At 67.9% G+C, this 15,643-nt stretch carries 8 protein-coding genes; 4 read left to right on the top strand and 4 right to left on the bottom strand.

All coding sequences use genetic code 11. The annotated features are described in order from the left end of the window. The first annotated feature begins 55 nt into the window (after positions 1–55). A complete protein-coding gene (locus Rhe02_RS28415) occupies positions 56–1,966 on the top strand; it encodes a hypothetical protein (protein ID WP_203911454.1) in 1,911 nt (636 codons plus the stop codon). 1 nt (position 1,967) lies between these two features. On the opposite strand, the gene Rhe02_RS28420 is transcribed toward Rhe02_RS28415, so the two are convergent. The 3 genes from Rhe02_RS28420 to Rhe02_RS28430 are packed head-to-tail and all read right to left on the bottom strand — an operon-like array spanning position 1,968 to position 5,961. Continuing rightward, positions 1,968–3,650: a protein kinase domain-containing protein gene (locus tag Rhe02_RS28420; RefSeq protein WP_203911455.1), complete on the bottom strand. Its 1,683-nt coding sequence runs from the start codon at positions 3,648–3,650 to the stop codon at positions 1,968–1,970. Positions 3,651–3,677: 27 nt separating this feature from the next. Next, entirely contained in the window at positions 3,678–5,117 is a 1,440-nt protein-coding gene (locus Rhe02_RS28425) for a SigE family RNA polymerase sigma factor (protein ID WP_203911456.1), read from the bottom strand. A gap of 52 nt (positions 5,118–5,169) precedes the next feature. Then, the gene (locus tag Rhe02_RS28430) at positions 5,170–5,961 is read right to left on the bottom strand and encodes a class I SAM-dependent methyltransferase (protein WP_203911457.1); all 792 of its coding nucleotides are present in this window, start codon (positions 5,959–5,961) and stop codon (positions 5,170–5,172) included. A 145-nt stretch (positions 5,962–6,106) separates the two neighbouring features. Between Rhe02_RS28430 and Rhe02_RS28435 the strand changes: the two genes are divergently transcribed. The 3 genes from Rhe02_RS28435 to Rhe02_RS28445 all read left to right on the top strand — a co-directional run bounded on the left by Rhe02_RS28435 (position 6,107) and on the right by Rhe02_RS28445 (position 12,823). Further along, a complete protein-coding gene (locus tag Rhe02_RS28435) occupies positions 6,107–9,916 on the top strand; it encodes a choice-of-anchor P family protein (RefSeq protein ID WP_203911458.1) in 3,810 nt (1,269 codons plus the stop codon). A 145-nt stretch (positions 9,917–10,061) separates the two neighbouring features. Then, the gene (locus Rhe02_RS28440; RefSeq protein WP_203911459.1) at positions 10,062–10,814 is read left to right on the top strand and encodes an MBL fold metallo-hydrolase; all 753 of its coding nucleotides are present in this window, start codon (positions 10,062–10,064) and stop codon (positions 10,812–10,814) included. 2 nt (positions 10,815–10,816) lie between these two features. Further along, positions 10,817–12,823: a phage holin family protein gene (locus Rhe02_RS28445; RefSeq protein WP_203911460.1), complete on the top strand. Its 2,007-nt coding sequence runs from the start codon at positions 10,817–10,819 to the stop codon at positions 12,821–12,823. Between the two features lie 55 nt (positions 12,824–12,878). On the opposite strand, the gene Rhe02_RS28450 is transcribed toward Rhe02_RS28445, so the two are convergent. Next, positions 12,879–15,350 carry a hypothetical protein gene (locus tag Rhe02_RS28450; protein ID WP_203911461.1) on the bottom strand — a complete coding sequence of 824 codons (2,472 nt, stop codon included), beginning with the start codon at positions 15,348–15,350 and terminating at the stop codon, positions 12,879–12,881. Positions 15,351–15,643: the final 293 nt, after the last annotated feature.

Here is a 15,643-nt window from a genome sequence, read left to right on the forward strand (position 1 = left end):
TCTGTCAACGACTGTCCGAAGCCGACGATTCGGGGCCACGGAAGCCGCGTACCACATGAGAAAATTGGTCGAACAGCTGCTAAGGATCGCGGTCAGCCGGTGGCCGGCCCCGCTTCGTCACGAACGCGCCCGGGAATGGGCTGCCGAGATACATCACCTGGGTCGCTGGCAGCGGCTGCGGTTTGCGGCCAGCCTCGCCATGTCCCCACCGATCAACCGGGCCGGCGTGCCCATGGGCTGGCGGGAAATGCTGCCCGCGCTCGGGCGCGGGGTGCAGCCGCTGATCGTCCTGTTCTTCTGCGGCCTGATGTGCTGGGTGGTGGCGATGCTGGCGATCCCGATGGTGAGCATCGGCGTCACGCAACTGATACTGGGCCCTCCGGAACCGGCCACCACTTTCAACTGGCTGGCAAACGGACTGTCTGTGGCCGCCATTGCTGTTGCCGTCGGTGTGCTGTTCTGGATCGGGAAACGGGTGGGTGCACGGACGAGGATGCCGCGGCCCAGCCGAGCCAGGCTCGCCCCGGCCTTCGTGGTGAGCGCGGCCGTGTTGGTGAGCCTGCCGCAACAGGCAGGCGCGACTGGCGACAGAACCCATGCGGCCCAAAGCTTCGCCGTCTTCATCCTGTGGGCAGCCGGTTTCACGGTCATCGTGGCCGCGGCGAACAACGCCAGGCGCCGCTGGCTGGTCGCGGTGATGGGCGCCGTGGTGACGCTGGATCTGATCGCGATCGTCGCAGCCTGGCCGTGGGCGCAGGAGGCGGGGATCAATCTGGGTTCCGCGCCGGTGTGGTTTCCGGTGGCATTGCTCGATTTGAAGAACAGCGGCGTGCGTTTCGACAATGCCGGGCCGGGTTTCATCGACGCCGAAATGGTGGTGGGCAACGCGATCGGCCCGGTGCGCATCTGCCTTCTCGCGTCGGTGTTCGTGCTGGGGTACGCGCTGGCGGGCCGCGCGGCACCGGCACGGCCGGCCTTGGTCAGCGCCAGCGCGCTGATACAGAACGCCGCCGTGGCCCGGTCGGCGCTTCGCGGCTGGCTCCTCGCCGGCAGCGGGCTGGCCGTGTGGGTCTATGCGCTGACGACTCTGACCGCAGCGCTCAACCCGCAAAACGACGGCGGCGGCGAGCACCACATCTGGGTCCATGAGATCCGCCAGGGGGCGATACTGGTCATGGTCACCGGTTTGGCCCTGGCCATCGCCGGGCGCGGTGCCATCGTCTTCCCGGCGGTGCTGGCGTTTGTGGCGCTGTTGGGCATCGACGCCGTGTTCGACTCGCGCGACGCCGTTTCCGTGCAGGCGGCAACGCTGGCCGCCGGCCTCGGCGTGATCGTCTTGTACACGGCTTGGCAACTGGCCCAGGCCATACGCACCGACGAAGCTGCTGTCCGCCGGACGCTGGCCGGGTTCGCCGTGCTCGGCGCGTACTGCACTCCGGCGATGGTGGTGGATGCGATCCTCTACCCTCTTGCCAACGAGTCCGCGGCATACCTGCCTGACGGATACTCCGTCGGCTCGGCGATCGTCATCGGTCTGCTCAGCTTCTCCGCGATGCTCTGCGCGCAAGCCGTACGCGGCAGGACACATTGGTTCGATTCCGCGATGATCGCCGCGCTGATCGGATCCTGCAGCACGTTGCTGCCGCCCCTGGTGCCGTTGATTCTGGGTCTTGGCACACCGCTGGCCGCACTCGCCGCCTGGTACATGCGCCCACCGGGATCGACGACCCGATGGAAGCGCATCCTGCCCGCCTCATTGGTGCTGGGCACCCAGATGGGTGGCGCTCAGATCATCACCGGAGTGTTCCTCGGCGTGCCGCTCATGGCGTTGGCCGGATACCCACCGCCCTACGACGGGCTCCCCATCCTGCCCGGGGGGATTCTCTTCGGTGCCGGCGTAGCCGTCATCGTCAGCGCCGCCACGGTTTCGCGCAAATCAGCCGCTCCGCTGATGACCGCCGATTAGGTTACGTGGCCGGTGTGGTGAGGCAGACCCATTCCGGCTCTGCGGCCGGGTTGTAGGCGGAGACGCCGGACGAGTTGTAGGCGCGGACCTTGAAGCACATGTAGGTGCCGGGGGCCAGCCCGTCCCAGTCGTACGTGGTCGTGTTAGCGCCCACGTTACGAGACGTGACGCCGTTGATGACGGTGAAGCCGTCCTCGTCGGCGGAGCCGTCTGTCCACTGTAGACGGATGGTGCCGCTGTTGACCGCCGTCGCGGTGAGGTTGGCCGGCGCGGCCGGTCCCGGGCCGAGCTGGGTGGTGGCGCAGACCCAATCCGCCTCCGCGGCCGGGTGGTAGGCCGATGTTCCCAGCGAGTTGTAGGCGCGGACCTTGAAGCACGTGTGGGTGTTGGGGGCCAGCCCGTCCCAGTCGTAGGTTGTCGTGTTGGCGCCCACATTGCGCGACGTGGCGCCGTTGATGACGGTGAACCCATCTTCGTCTGCCGAGTCGTCCGACCATCGCAGGCGGATCGCGCTGGCGCTGATCGGCGTCGCCGTCAGGTTCTTGGGCGGGGGCGGCGGAGTGGTGCCGGAGACCGTCCTGGGCTTCGTGGAGCTCGATGCACCGGAGCTAGGCCCCGGATTCGTCGCGCCCGGGGCCGAAGCTTCACTAGTAGCGCCAACGTTTCCGGCCGGACCGGTGGCGAGCGGGTTGCCCAGCGGGCTCTGCGCCTGCGGGCTGCCGCCCCGGCCGAGGACGATCGAGATGGTGGTGACGATCGCGATGACCAGCACGGCGGATGCGAGCACGACCAGCCGCCTTGACCTGTGCCGCTCGGGCACCGTTTCCTCAGCCGCCGCGAAAAAAGTGGTCTGGGTTTGAGTCGCGGCTGGAGTCAGCGCGCGCCGCGCTTCGACGGCGAGCGCGGCGCCGGAGGGCCAGCGGGCCGCCGGATCCTTGGCCATCGCCCGCTCGACGACCGCCCGAACACCTTCCGGCACATCCGAAGGCAGCGGCGGCGGCTCGTCGTCGACGTGTCGCAACGCGACACCCAGCGGGTTGTCCCCCTCGAAAGGCAGGCGCCCGGCCAGGCACCGGTAGGCCACGACGCCGAGGGAGTAGATGTCCGAGCGGGCCGTGGCCGGCCGGCCGATCGCCCGCTCGGGCGCGATGTACCCGGTGGTGCCGGCCAGCGATCCGGTCGCACCGTGTCCGGTCGCCTCGGCCCAGCGGGCAATGCCGAAATCGGTGAGCAGCGCGCTGCCGTCGGGGCGCAGCAGCAGGTTGCCCGGCTTGACGTCGCGGTGGGTCACCCCGTTCTCGTGGGCCGCATGCAGCGCCTCGGCGGCCTGCGCCACCAGCCGCATCGTCACCTCGGCGCTGAGCCGTCCGGTCCGGGCCAGGGTGTGCGCCAGCGACTCGCCGTCGATGTACTTCATCACCAGGTACACGCCGGCCGCCGGGTCGTCGCCGAAGTCGTAGACCTCCACGACTCCGGGATGGCTGATGGTGGCCATGGTGCGCGCCTCGGCCCGGAACCGGTCGACGAAGCTCGGATCATTGGGCAGCGTGGCCAGCAGGCGCTTTACCGCGACTGTGCGGCCCAGCACCTGATCGGCGGCCCGCCACACCTCGCCCATGCCGCCGCTGGCGATGCGCTGCTCGAGCCGGTACCGCCCGGCCAGCACCGTTCCCGCGAGGACCATCACCGTAGGGTACGGCGAGCGTCCGGGTCAGCCTCCGGGGGTCCCAGGTTGAATGTCCACAAACCAGTCACCGGTCAGATATTGGGGCTCGACCGTGATAGTGACCGGCGTGCCGTAGGCGGGATCCGCGACACCGATCGGAAATGACAGGAAGTAGCCGTGATCGCTGGTGCCATCGTAGGTCCAGAACGATATCGGCAGCTTCCTTCGTTCTCCGTTGAGGCTGATCCAGAGCAGGCCCGGCGTCTGGGAACGGGCGTGGAGCACGAAAATGCCCGTCCACACGGTCTGAATCTCGTGAACGCCGTCGGCTTCCAGGCGCAGATTCTCCTGCGCTTTCGAGGGCCGGGTCAGCGGCTCAAGGACGGGATGGCGGCTTGGCAGCGGATACTCCTCGAACGGGACTTCCTGGGCGATAGCAGCCGTGTAAGTGCCCACCGGCGGCAGCGAGGACTTGCCGTCGCGCGCTCGCACGAAGACGGTGATCACCACCGGCCGGCCAGGCGTCAGGCCCATCGCCTCCGGATAGGATTCGCTGTCATAGCCCCATTCACGTGGCTGCAGCGACTTGCGAGCGTCGTCGCATCCGCGGACTCCGAAGCGCTCCCGGCCGTTAATCTCGACGGCCACCTCAAATTTGCCTTCTGTCTCGGTGGAACAGCTGAAGCTGAACCACACCAGGCGGTCCGCGATCGGGGTCCAGGTCATTGTCGTCCTTGGACGGCTGAACGGCGTTTGCGGTATCTCGGCAGCGATGCGCCTGCCCTCCTCATACTGGCCCGACGGCGTCGGCGACGGGTGGACCGGCTCGCTGCGGCGGTGGCCCAACGGGGTCAGCAGGTAGGCGGAAACCACGACGGCCACCACTGCGATGACGGCCGCGGCGGTGGCGATCCGGTTGCGGCGGCGCTGCCGGACCCGCTGATGAACACCGGCCAGGCGCTCATGTCCAGCAGGAATATGTGGTACCTGGCCCGGCAACTCGCCATAGGCCGACAGGCTCGGGTCCAGGCGCAGCTTCGCCAGCGCCTTGGCGGCGTAGTTCTTCACCGCGCCCGCCGAGATGGACATCGCCTCGGCGATCTGAGCCTCGCTGAGATCTTCGAAGTAGCGCAGGACAAGCACCGCCCGCTGCTGCCGCGGAAGCCGCCCCAGCGCGCGCAGGACCAGGTCGCGATCGTCCACATCGTCATGCGGCCGGGCGGCTTGCGGCTCGGGCAGCTCGGCGGAGGGCACCTCGCCGCGCCAACGCCGGCTCCACCACGAGCTGTAGGTGTTGACCAGGATCCGCCGCACGTACGGTTCCGGATCGCCGTCGAGCCGCGGCCACGCCGACCAGGCCCGGACCAGAGCGGTCTGCAGCAGATCCTCGGCCAGCATGTGGTCCCGCGACAGCAGGAACGCTGTCCGAAACAGCCGATGCGAGCGGGAAAGTACGAACTCGTCGAACCCGGGATGATCCTTCACACCATAAGGTACCGGTCAGCCACCGGCCCCGGTTGTACCGAACGCTTGCAGATTAGCGTCGCGCTGCCACATGCCAGACGTCGTGGTAGGTGCGCAGCCGCTTGGGCACGTCGGGCAGCCACTCGCACTTGTCGAGCTGGTCGGGCAGGTAGGCCTCGGCCTGCCAGCCGTGTGCGCGCAGCCAGCCTTCCGGGTCTGCGTTGGACCCGATGAAGGGCGAGCCGCGATCGATGCAGTAGTCGAGAAACTCACGCAGCTCCGGATCGCTGAGCAGGGCCGGGTCCGGGATGTCCAGGCAGAGCATGGATCCGGGCGCCGATTGCGCGCTCACCTCGCCCAGTAACCTGTCCGCGTCATCGTCGCTGAGGTAATAGAAGAGACCCTCGATGATCCAAACCGTCGGCTCATCGGCCCGGTGTCCGGCCTGCACCAGTGTGGGAACCCAGTCGGTGCGCAGATCCGCGTCCAGGGCGAGCACCCTGTTCCTGGGTGTTCCGAGCGCGGCATGCTTTCCGGCCAGCTGTCCCGGCAGGTCGATCTCATAGAACGTCGCGGCGCCAAGGTCGAGCCGCCAGCCCCGGGCATCGGTGCCTGCGGCCAGCGACACGATCTGCCGCACTCCGCTGTCAAGCGCTTCGGCTAGAAGTTCATCGCCGAACCTGCCTCGTACCAAGACGATGTCGATGGGCGAATGCTGCTCGCGCAACAGGTTGAGCACCCGTTCCGGCTCGGGTCCGGTGAGCCGTTGCGCCCAGGGATCGGTCAGGTAGGGCGTGGACAGCCGGTTCTCCGCCGCCCTCACCGCTGCCATCCAGTCGTTGGTACTGCGCACAGGCTCACTCACCGTCGGATCTTATGACGTTAACTGGCGAAAAGTCCGATTACCCGTGCTCGGCGCGGCCGCGTCCGCAAGGTTGGCGCAAGGTTGCCGTGCAGGTTGCCGCACCACCATGAGGCCTCCTCACCACGGAGCTGAATGGAGAAAGCCCATGGCCATCAAATCGAGACCCAGATGGGCGACAAGCCTTCTGGCCACCATGACGCTGGCGATCGGACTCGTCACGGGGTGGCAGGTCACCGCGGCTGGACCCGCAAAAGCGGCCGACGAGGTCACCGACCTGGTGTTCCTTGTGGACGGATCGTCCAGCATCGACGCCGCCGATTGGCAGGTGCAAAAGGACGGGCTCAAGGCCGCGCTGGCCGACCCGGCCGCGTTCCCGCGCAACGGCGGGATCGCGATCGCCGTGGTGCAGTGGTCCTTCGTCAGCGACACCGAACGCACCCGGGTCGAGGTTCCCCTCACCGTGCTCGACAGCCTGGCCACCGTCAACACGATCGCCGGTCAGATCCAGGCGATGACGCAGATGCAGAACCTGACCAACCCCGGGGACGCCATCCGCTCGGGAACCGATCTGCTGCTTGCCGGCGGCGAGTCCCCCGCGGACTGGATTTTGTGCATGTCCACCGACGGCATCACCAACAGCGGTGAGGAGCTCGCGACCGCCGCGGCCTACGCGACCGCGAGCGGAGTGGACAAGTACGCCGTGGTGGCCATCGAGGATCCCGGCGTGGCCACCGGCGACGAGCTGAAGGCGCACTATGGACCGTTCGTCTTCGGCGGCGGCTCGGTGACCGTGGCCCGCGACTCCGCCGAGATGGCCGACATCATTGTCGGCGGATGTCTGAGCGGACCGGTGGAGCTGCGGGCGCTTGAGGTGAACCAGTCGGTGCAGGACTGGCATCACTCCGTCCCGCTGATCACCAACAAACCCACCGCGGTAAGGGCTTTCGTGCAGATGCCGGTGGGCGTGGCCGACCATCTGGTGTCCGGTCGCCTCTATGGCCGGCGCGGCGGCGTCGACCTGCCGGGCAGCCCGCTGCTGGCCCAGAACGTGGGTGGCTCGATCGTGGTCAAGCAGGACATCGTCGCGCGCCGCGGGGTGCTGGCCGACAGCCTGAACTTCCAGTTGCCGGCGGATTGGCGCAGCGGCACCGTCGAGCTCAGGTTCGAGGCCGCCGGCGCGCCGGTCATCTGCAAGGAGCCGACGGGGCCAGGTGCCAACCCGGCCAACGACTGTGTGGTGACGGTGTCCTTCCAGGACGAGGTCACCCCGCAGGTCAGGTTCATCGGCGTGCGCTACACCGAGGCGGGCACCGCCTTCCAGCCGACGACAGCGCAGCTTTCCGAGCAGATGTTCCGCTTCCAGTCGATCCTGCCGGTGGCCGCCATCAACGCCACGATGGACACCATGGGCGACTACCCCACCAAGCCCGCCCTGTCCACGGTGAACTCCGACCTCGCCTCGAAACGGACGCTCGACGGGGCAAGCAGCCAGTCTCGGTACTACGGAGTGCTTGACGGATATGGCGGCGGCTTGGCCAACAACATCCCCGGCACCGTCTCCTCCGGCTTCCTGGAAGGCGTCGGCGCCATTGGCAGCACCGGATACAGCCGCAACATCGGCCCACACGAGATAGGCCACAACCTTGGCCGCCATCACGCCGTCGACCCGACGCTGCCGCCGCTGAACAACGGTCTGCTCGTGGGCTATTGCGGTGAGGTCGCCGGTCCGTCCGCGCCCGGCCACACGCCTTTCGAGACCGTCAACGGCAGTAAGCGGCCCGTCCTCGGATCGCTCAGCGATGGGGCGGACAACGAGGTCTGGGGTTTGGACAACCGGATGCTGACCGACAACACCCATCTAGCGGTCGTCGATCCCCGGCAGACCTTCGAGCTGATGGGTTACTGCGGCGGCAGCGCGCAGGGCAAGTGGGTGTCCCGCTTCACCTATACCGGTCTGATGGGTTCCTTCCCGGCGGCAGCGGGCGTGTCCGTCGCGAGCGCCGACTTCGTGTTGGTGAGCGGCAAGATTGACTTCGCCGCCAACACCGCCGTGGTAGCGCCGATCGTGACGGCCACGGGCAGCATCGCGACGCCTGCGCCGGGCGACTATCGGGTGCGGCTGCTCAACTCGAGCGGGGCGGAGCTGGCCGGGGCGGCCTTCACCCCGGAGGTGATGGACGCCGACGCGGCCGGGCCGGGCAAGCCCACCGGTCCCCCGATCGGGCTGATCAACGTGCAGCTCGCCAAGCCCGCCAGCCCCATCGCCGCGGTGGTGGTCCTGCACAACGGCCAGGAGATAGGCAGGATCAACGCCACGGCCAACGCCCCGACCGTGCAGATCCTCAGCCCGGCCGGTGGCGCGAACCTCACCACGCCCACGGTCACCCTGCAGTGGCAGGGCAGCGACCCCGACCAGAACCCGCTGAAATACACGGTTCTCTACAGTGCCGACAACGGTGGTACGTGGGACACGCTCGCCGTCAACACGCCGGCCACCACGCTGACGCTGGCCCGCTCGGAGCTGCCCGCCTCGGCGGCCGCCCGGCTGAAGGTGATCGCCTCCGACGGGGCGCGCACCGCCTCGGCGACATCGAGCTCGTTCACGGTCGCCAACAACGCCCCGTTCGCCGCTACCGACCACTCCGTCCAGGATCGGTTGTTCTCCAGTGTGCAGAACATTCACCTGCGCGGCTTCGGTTTCGACGCGGAGGAGGGCGCATTGACCGGAGCCTCGCTCAAGTGGACCTCCAATGTGGACGGCCCGCTGGGCACCGGCAACGAGCTGACGGTCAACGCCTTGAGTCTCACGGCCGGCACCCATCAGCTGACCCTCACCGCGACCGATGGCACCGGCACGACGGCGACCTCGACCCAGACCGTGCACATCTATCGGGTGGCCCCGCCACGGCCGGGCATCACGATCAGCGCCGGTGGACCCTACACCGGGCAGGAGGGCGCACCGGTGACGGTGACCGGCACGGTGTCCGATCCGGACAGTCTCGGTTCCACGAGCCAGTGGAGCATCGCCCCCAACGGCGACGTGGATCCGGGTAGCAGCTGCACGATCGCCGACCCGGCAGCCCTTTCCACCACAGTCACCTGTACCGACAACGGCACCTTCACCTTGACGCTGACCGCGCACGACGGGGTCAGCCCGCGCACGATCAGCCAGACCAGCACGGTGGTGCTGGGCCAGGCCGATCCGGTGGTGTCCATCTCCGCACCCGGCACCGGGGCGATGTTCGCCGCGAACACGCCGGTGGCGCTCAGCGCGACCTTCACCGACGCTGGACACAACGACACCCACACCTGCACGGTCGACTTCGGCGACGCCACGCCGATCGCCATCGGACAGGTGACCCAGGCGCCTGGCTCCGGCACGTGCAGCGCCACCCACCCCTACACCCAGCTCGGCCCGCACACCGTCGTGGTGAGAGTCACCGATGACAACGGCCGCTCCGCGACCGCGAGCATCACCGTGGTGATCTACCTGCCCGGGGAAGCGTTCGCCGTCAACGCCACCGGGCTGGTGACGATCGCCAAGACGCCGTTGGCCACCTGCCCGCCGAACAAGTCGCTCACCTTGGCGACGTTCAGCGCCGGGATAATCTCGGTCAACGGGCTCACCGCCAGCTGCGCGGTGGACTCGGGCACGGGGCAGACCACCGCGTCGGCCTCGGTCGACCAGACCAGCGTGCTCGGCGGCGCCATCACCATCACCGGCATCCAGAGCAGCTGTGTGGCCAATGCCGGTGGGGTGACCCGTACCTCCAGTGTGGGCGCCATCAACGGGATCCCCATCGGGCAGGGCTCTGGATCGATCACCGTGCCGCTGGTGGCCCAGGTGTTCTACAACGAGTCCTCGACCGTCAACGGCCAGCAGATCCGAACCGCCATCCGGATACAGACCCTGCTGGGTCAACAGATCATCCTCGGCAGCTGCCGGCTCGGCTGACCACCGGGGTCAGCGCCGCGACAACTGGCTCGCCGGATTGTGCCACCCGGCGAGCCAGCCAATACCGCCATTTTGACCCGGTGAGCCTTGCCGGGATGCGACATTCGAGGGGCACCCCTGTCGTCGCCAGCCGGAGAGGTTCCAAGTGACGTCCTCTCTGGTGTTCCTGGGCCACTCGACGGTCCTGCTCGACATCGGCGGGGTGCGGGTGCTCACCGATCCGGTGCTGCGCGGGCGCCTGACGTTTCTGAGCCGGGTGGTCGCGCCGGTGGCGCCCGCCGACTACGCCAATGTCGATGTCGTGGTGCTGTCCCACCTGCACCACGATCACTGCGATCCGGCCTCGCTGGCGCTGCTCGGCCGCGACGTCCAGCTGGTAGCGCCGGACGGGGCCGCCGGATTCCTGCGGGGGCGCGGATTCCGGCGCGTGGTCACGCTGGCAGTGGGTCAGTCGCACGCGGTGGGGGCGGTGACCGTCACCGCGACCCGGGCGGTGCACGACGGCCGGCGGGAGCCGTTCGGGCCCCGGGCCGCCGCGGTCGGGTACCTCATCGGATCCAGCGATACCGTCGCCTATTTCGCCGGTGACACAGATCTGTTCGCCGGGATGCGCGACCTCTGCCCCGACCTCGATCTGGCTCTGATCCCGGTGTGGGGATGGGGCCCGAACCTCGGCCCGGGACACCTCAACCCGCAACGCGCCGCCGAAGCCGTCGCCCTGCTGCGCCCCCGCCGAGCCGTGCCAATCCATTGGGGCACCCTGTTCCCTTATGGGTTGCGGGGCTTCTACTCCGATCGGCTCCGCAGACCGGCTCGCGCCTTCGCCAGCGCGGTGGCGGCCCGCGGGCTGCCCACCGAGGTGCGGCTGCTGGCACCGGGCAGCGGGCTGACATGGTAGCCATGAGCCGCTGGTGGCCCGGTGGTCAAGCGCGGCTTGCCCTGCCGGTCCTCCTGCTGGACTGGGCGGCGCTGGGCATCGCGATCGCTGTCACGCCCGGGCTTTCCGCGAACACGGGCTGGGATGTGCTGCTGGCCGCGGTGCTGCTCGCGATCGCCGCCGCGCTGCTGCGGCCGCTGTTCGCCGCTTTCGCCGCCAGGCTCGGCTGGGCCGGTGTGGTGGCGGGATGGCTGTTGACCCAGGCGTTGCTCGTCTACCTGGCCCTGTCGGTGACCCCCAACATTCAGGTGAGCGGCTTCTGGCCGGCGTTCTGGGCGTCGTGGATCTACTCCGTGCTCGTCAGCGCCGGGATGTGGGTCGTCACCGCCGGCGACAACACGGCTGTGCTGGCGCATCTGTTGCGCACCACCAGGAAGAGCCGCCACGCGGCCGACACCACCACCGTGCCCGGAGTGGTGATGATCCAGATTGACGGGCTGTCGGCGCCCCTCGCCCGCTGGGCGATCCAGGCGGGAAACCTGCCGACGCTGACCCGGTGGATCCGGTCGGGCAGCCACAAGCTGGTGGAGTGGCACGCGCAGATGCCGGCGACCACACCGGCGAGCCAGGCCGGTCTGCTGCACGGGGCCAGCGCGCACGTGCCCGCGTTTCGCTGGCTGGAGAAGCAGACCGGCCGGCTCGTGGTCACCAACCATCCCAAGGACGCCGAATACGTGGAGCGCGGTTTCTCCGACGGGCGGGGCCTGCTCGCCGACGGCGGAGTGAGCATTAGCAACGTCTTCTCCGGCGACGCGCCCGTCAGCCTGCTGACGATGAGCACCGTGGCGCGCAAGGGCGCGCGACGCGGCCCCAGCCGGGAGGTCAGCACCTATCTCGTCGACCCGTTCGGGCTCACCCGCTCACTGGTACTGACCGTCGGCGAGATGGTCAAAGAGGTGTTCCAGGCGCGGCGGCAGCGGGCCCGCGACATCGAGCCCAGGGTGCATCGCGAGGCCTCCTACGTGGCGCTGCGTGGCGTGACCAACGTCCTGCTGCGCGACCTCAACCTGAACCTGGCGGCAGAGCACATGATGCGGGGCGCGCCGGTCATCTACTGCGATTTCGTCGACTACGACGAGATCGCCCACCACGCCGGTCCCACCCGGGCCGAGTCGCTTGCCTCACTGGACGGCATCGACTGGGTGCTGGGAAAGCTGGAACAGCTTGCGGCGCAAACCCCTCGCCCGTACCACCTAGTGGTTCTTTCTGATCATGGACAGAGTCAGGGCGCGACCTTCCTGCAGCGCTACGGAATGACGCTGGAGGCTCTGGTCCGAAAGCTGATGTCGGGCGATGGCACGGATCTGGCCGGCGCTCCCGAAAACGAGCAGTGGGGCCGGGTCCGCGCCCTGCTGACCGAGGTCAGCGGGGAGCAGAAGGCGATCGGCAAGCTGACCAAAAGCGTGCTGGCGGCGCGTGACGAGCCACCCGCGCCCAGCCCGGACGACGGTACGGAGCTGGTCGTCATCGCCTCCGGCAACCTGGGCATGGTCTACCTCGCCCGGGAACGCCGCCGCCTGACGGTGGAGGAGATCGAGGCGCGGCACCCGAATCTGCTGACCGGGCTCGTCACCCACCCCGGCATCGGGTTCGTGATGGTGCGATCGGGTTCGCGCGGGCCGATCGTCCTCGGCCGCGACGGCGTCCACCATCTCGTCGACGGCCGGATCGACGGCTCGGATCCGCTGGCCGAATTCGGCCCGCACGCGGCCGACGACCTCAGACGCCACGACACCCTGCCGCACGTCGGCGACATCGTGCTCAACAGCCTGATGGATGCCGCGACCGGTGAGGTGGCCGCTTTCGAGGAACTGGTCGGCTGCCACGGCGGGCTGGGCGGATGGCAGACCCGGCCGATGCTGATCCACCCCGCGCACTGGCCGGGGCCGGGATCGTTCATCGGCGCCGACGCGGTACACCATCAGCTGGTGCATTGGCTAAAGGACCTCGGTCTTCGCGCCGAGCAATAGAAAGGCGACCGGCCCTCATCGAGCCGGTCGCCCCTTGTTGTTGTGCTGGTTGAGGTTACGGCGTCGTAGCATCCCGGTGGGTGACCTGATAGGTCGCTTCGACTCCGGAAGCCTCAAGGACGACGGTCACCGGGCCTTCCGGCAGGGTGCACGTGATGGTGCGGTCGGCGTAGCCATAGAACGTGTAGCAGTAGCGCAGACCGTCCGCCGTGTACACCGACACGGCTGCCTCGCCGGTGCCGGTAAGCCGGTGCCAGGTAAAGGATTCCCGGGCAGCGTGCTGATCGGCGGGGATGCTGAAGCAGGTGGCGAAGCTGTCCGCGTTGGTGCTGACAGTCGCGCCTGCCTCATCTCGGGGCAGCACCGGGCAGGCCGGTGGGCCGTCGACGCGGGCGAAGGAGAGCGCGAACGGGCTCGGAACATAACCGCTGCGCTGAGTCACCACCGCCGTGTAGGGGCCGGTGCCGGTCAGCTCACAGCTGGCCTGGCGAAGACTCCACGAGGAGTCGCAAACGTATTCGCCCGTGGAGTTGAGCACATACACATTGGGATACGCCGCTCCGGTCGCGTCCGCGGGCAGCAGCATGACTACACGGCCACCCGCCGGGGTGGGCAGTTGCAGACAGACATATTGCCCTGGCGTGGTGAACCCACCACGGTGCGGCGCTTGGGCATAGCCCGTGTCAGACACCGGGGTGCACCCGGACGGCTGGTAAGGCAGCAGCGTGGTGTAGTAGGAGAAATCGTTGTCGACGACCGACCCCGGGGCACGACCATTGAGCACCATCGTGTACCGGCCGGCCGCCGGGATGTCACATACGCTGCTGTCGTTGCAGATACGGGTTCCCGTGCTGTCGTAGACAGGCGCGTATGTCTGGTTGTTCTCGGCGTCGAACGCCTTGGCGATGTAGCGCCCAGGGGTCGCGATGTCGAGGATGCGGCAGCGGATCGGGCCCAGCGCCCCGGCCGGTGCGGCGTTGTAGGCGCCGGGCCGGATCACGGGACAGCCAGCGGGCTGCGACAGCCGCCGGATTTGCAGTTTGTACATGGCGTCGGTAGTGCCGGAGTCCCACGAATTGAGGTACGAGATGATCCGGTAGCTGCCGGTCGCGGGCAGGACACAGCCGTCCTGCTCGCTGTATTCGGTGCAAAGCGATGTGCCTGTACTGTCGACCAGCCAAGCCACCACGGTGTTGTAGACGATCGGCGCCCGGTAGAACACCACACGATCCCCGGCGTTGCCGTGGAACAGCTGGCAGTTCGTCTGGACGTCCGAGGTCTGGTGCACCAGCGCCGCGTCGAGTGCCCACGACAGTCCGGTGTTGATGGCGCAGCCGCCGTTGCGGAACAGTGAGGCTGCCGCGATGTGGTAGTTGACGGGGTTCCAGTCCCTGTTTTGCAGGATCACGGTGTAGTCGCCCGCCGCCGGCAGATTACAAGACAGCAAGTTGTACCCGTAGCACACCGTCAGACCGGCGTCATCGTAGGCGGTCCAGCTGATTGACTGCCCGTTGTAGATGCGAATGCCCACCGTTCCGGCAGAAGGCATGCGGATCTTGTGACAGCTGATGCTCTCCTGACCGCCGAGGCTGCCGCTTCCGGTGTTGGAACCCGGATCACCGAAAGGCGTCAGTTTCAGCGCGGCGCACCCGGCGGCGTTCGAAATTCGCGCGATCCGGAAGTTGTAGGTGGCCGCGGTGCCGTAGTAGTTGGACAGGTTGAGGTGATAGGGCCCGGCCGTGGTGAGCGTGCATTCGTTCGCATAGCGCACCTGGCAGACCGGCTGGAATTGCCCGTCGAGAATCATCCCTTGCACGTCAGCGCCGCCGGCGCCGATGCCATTGGTCTTCCACAGGTGCACGACGGTGCCGACCGGCTGGTTGAACCGGTAGCAGTCGCCGGCGGAACCCGCCGCCAGCGAGCCGTCAATACCGGTGCTGGCGAAGGAGAAGAAGGTCCCGGGCAGTGTGGTGCAGGTGGACGGAGTGCGCATCGACTGCACCGACAGCGAATAGTCGCCGGTGCCTTCGCCCCACTCCAGCTTGACGGTGATCGTGTAGGTTTTCGCCCCGGCCAGCTGGCAGGTGCTCGCGCTGGTGAACAGATAGCAGATCGGGTCGCCGTTGGGCGCCTTCAGCTGAGCGCTCACATAGTCGCCACTGCCGCCCTTGAACATGGTGTACAGCAGGTCGTTGGCGCGGGTGGTGGTGACGGTGAAGTTGTCCTCCCGATCGCCGGTGATCGAGGAACAGACGGCGATATCGCCGAAGGCCAGGGCTCCACCACATTGCTCGGCCGCCGTGGAGACAGCCGTGGCCGCAGCCACCGCCGTGGTCGCGGTCGTCGCTGCTGGCGTGGTGGTTTCCCTCGTTGATGATGCCCCGCCGTTGGTGATGGCCGCTGTGCTTTGGGCGACCGCCGGCGGCGGTGCTTGGCTGGCGGCGGCGGGTGTTGCGGTGATTGTCGCAGCGGCGCAAACAAATGCGCCGAGCAGTGACAGCACGCGCGATGGCGCAGAGAAATGCACCCTTAAATCAACTCCCCGTGTCAGGCTCTGACGGAATGCAGAGCGATTAGATAGTTGAATGGATATCACTGACTGTCAACTCATTAGCGAAACAAATGTGAATCTTTCGAGCAGATTCCGGTTCCGCCTCTACTTTGGATGGTTGGCGAATCAGAGCAGGCCGCGCCGGGCCGCCTGCAGCCCGGCCTGGAAGCGGGGTCTGCGCGCCGAGCTGGCGCATGAGCGTGCTGATCCGGCGCTGGACGGTACGCAGCCGAGCCCGAGGTGGCGGGCGATCGCCTGATCGGTGATCC

It is taken from the genome of Rhizocola hellebori (assembly GCF_016862955.1).
Lineage (GTDB): Bacteria > Actinomycetota > Actinomycetes > Mycobacteriales > Micromonosporaceae > Rhizocola > Rhizocola hellebori.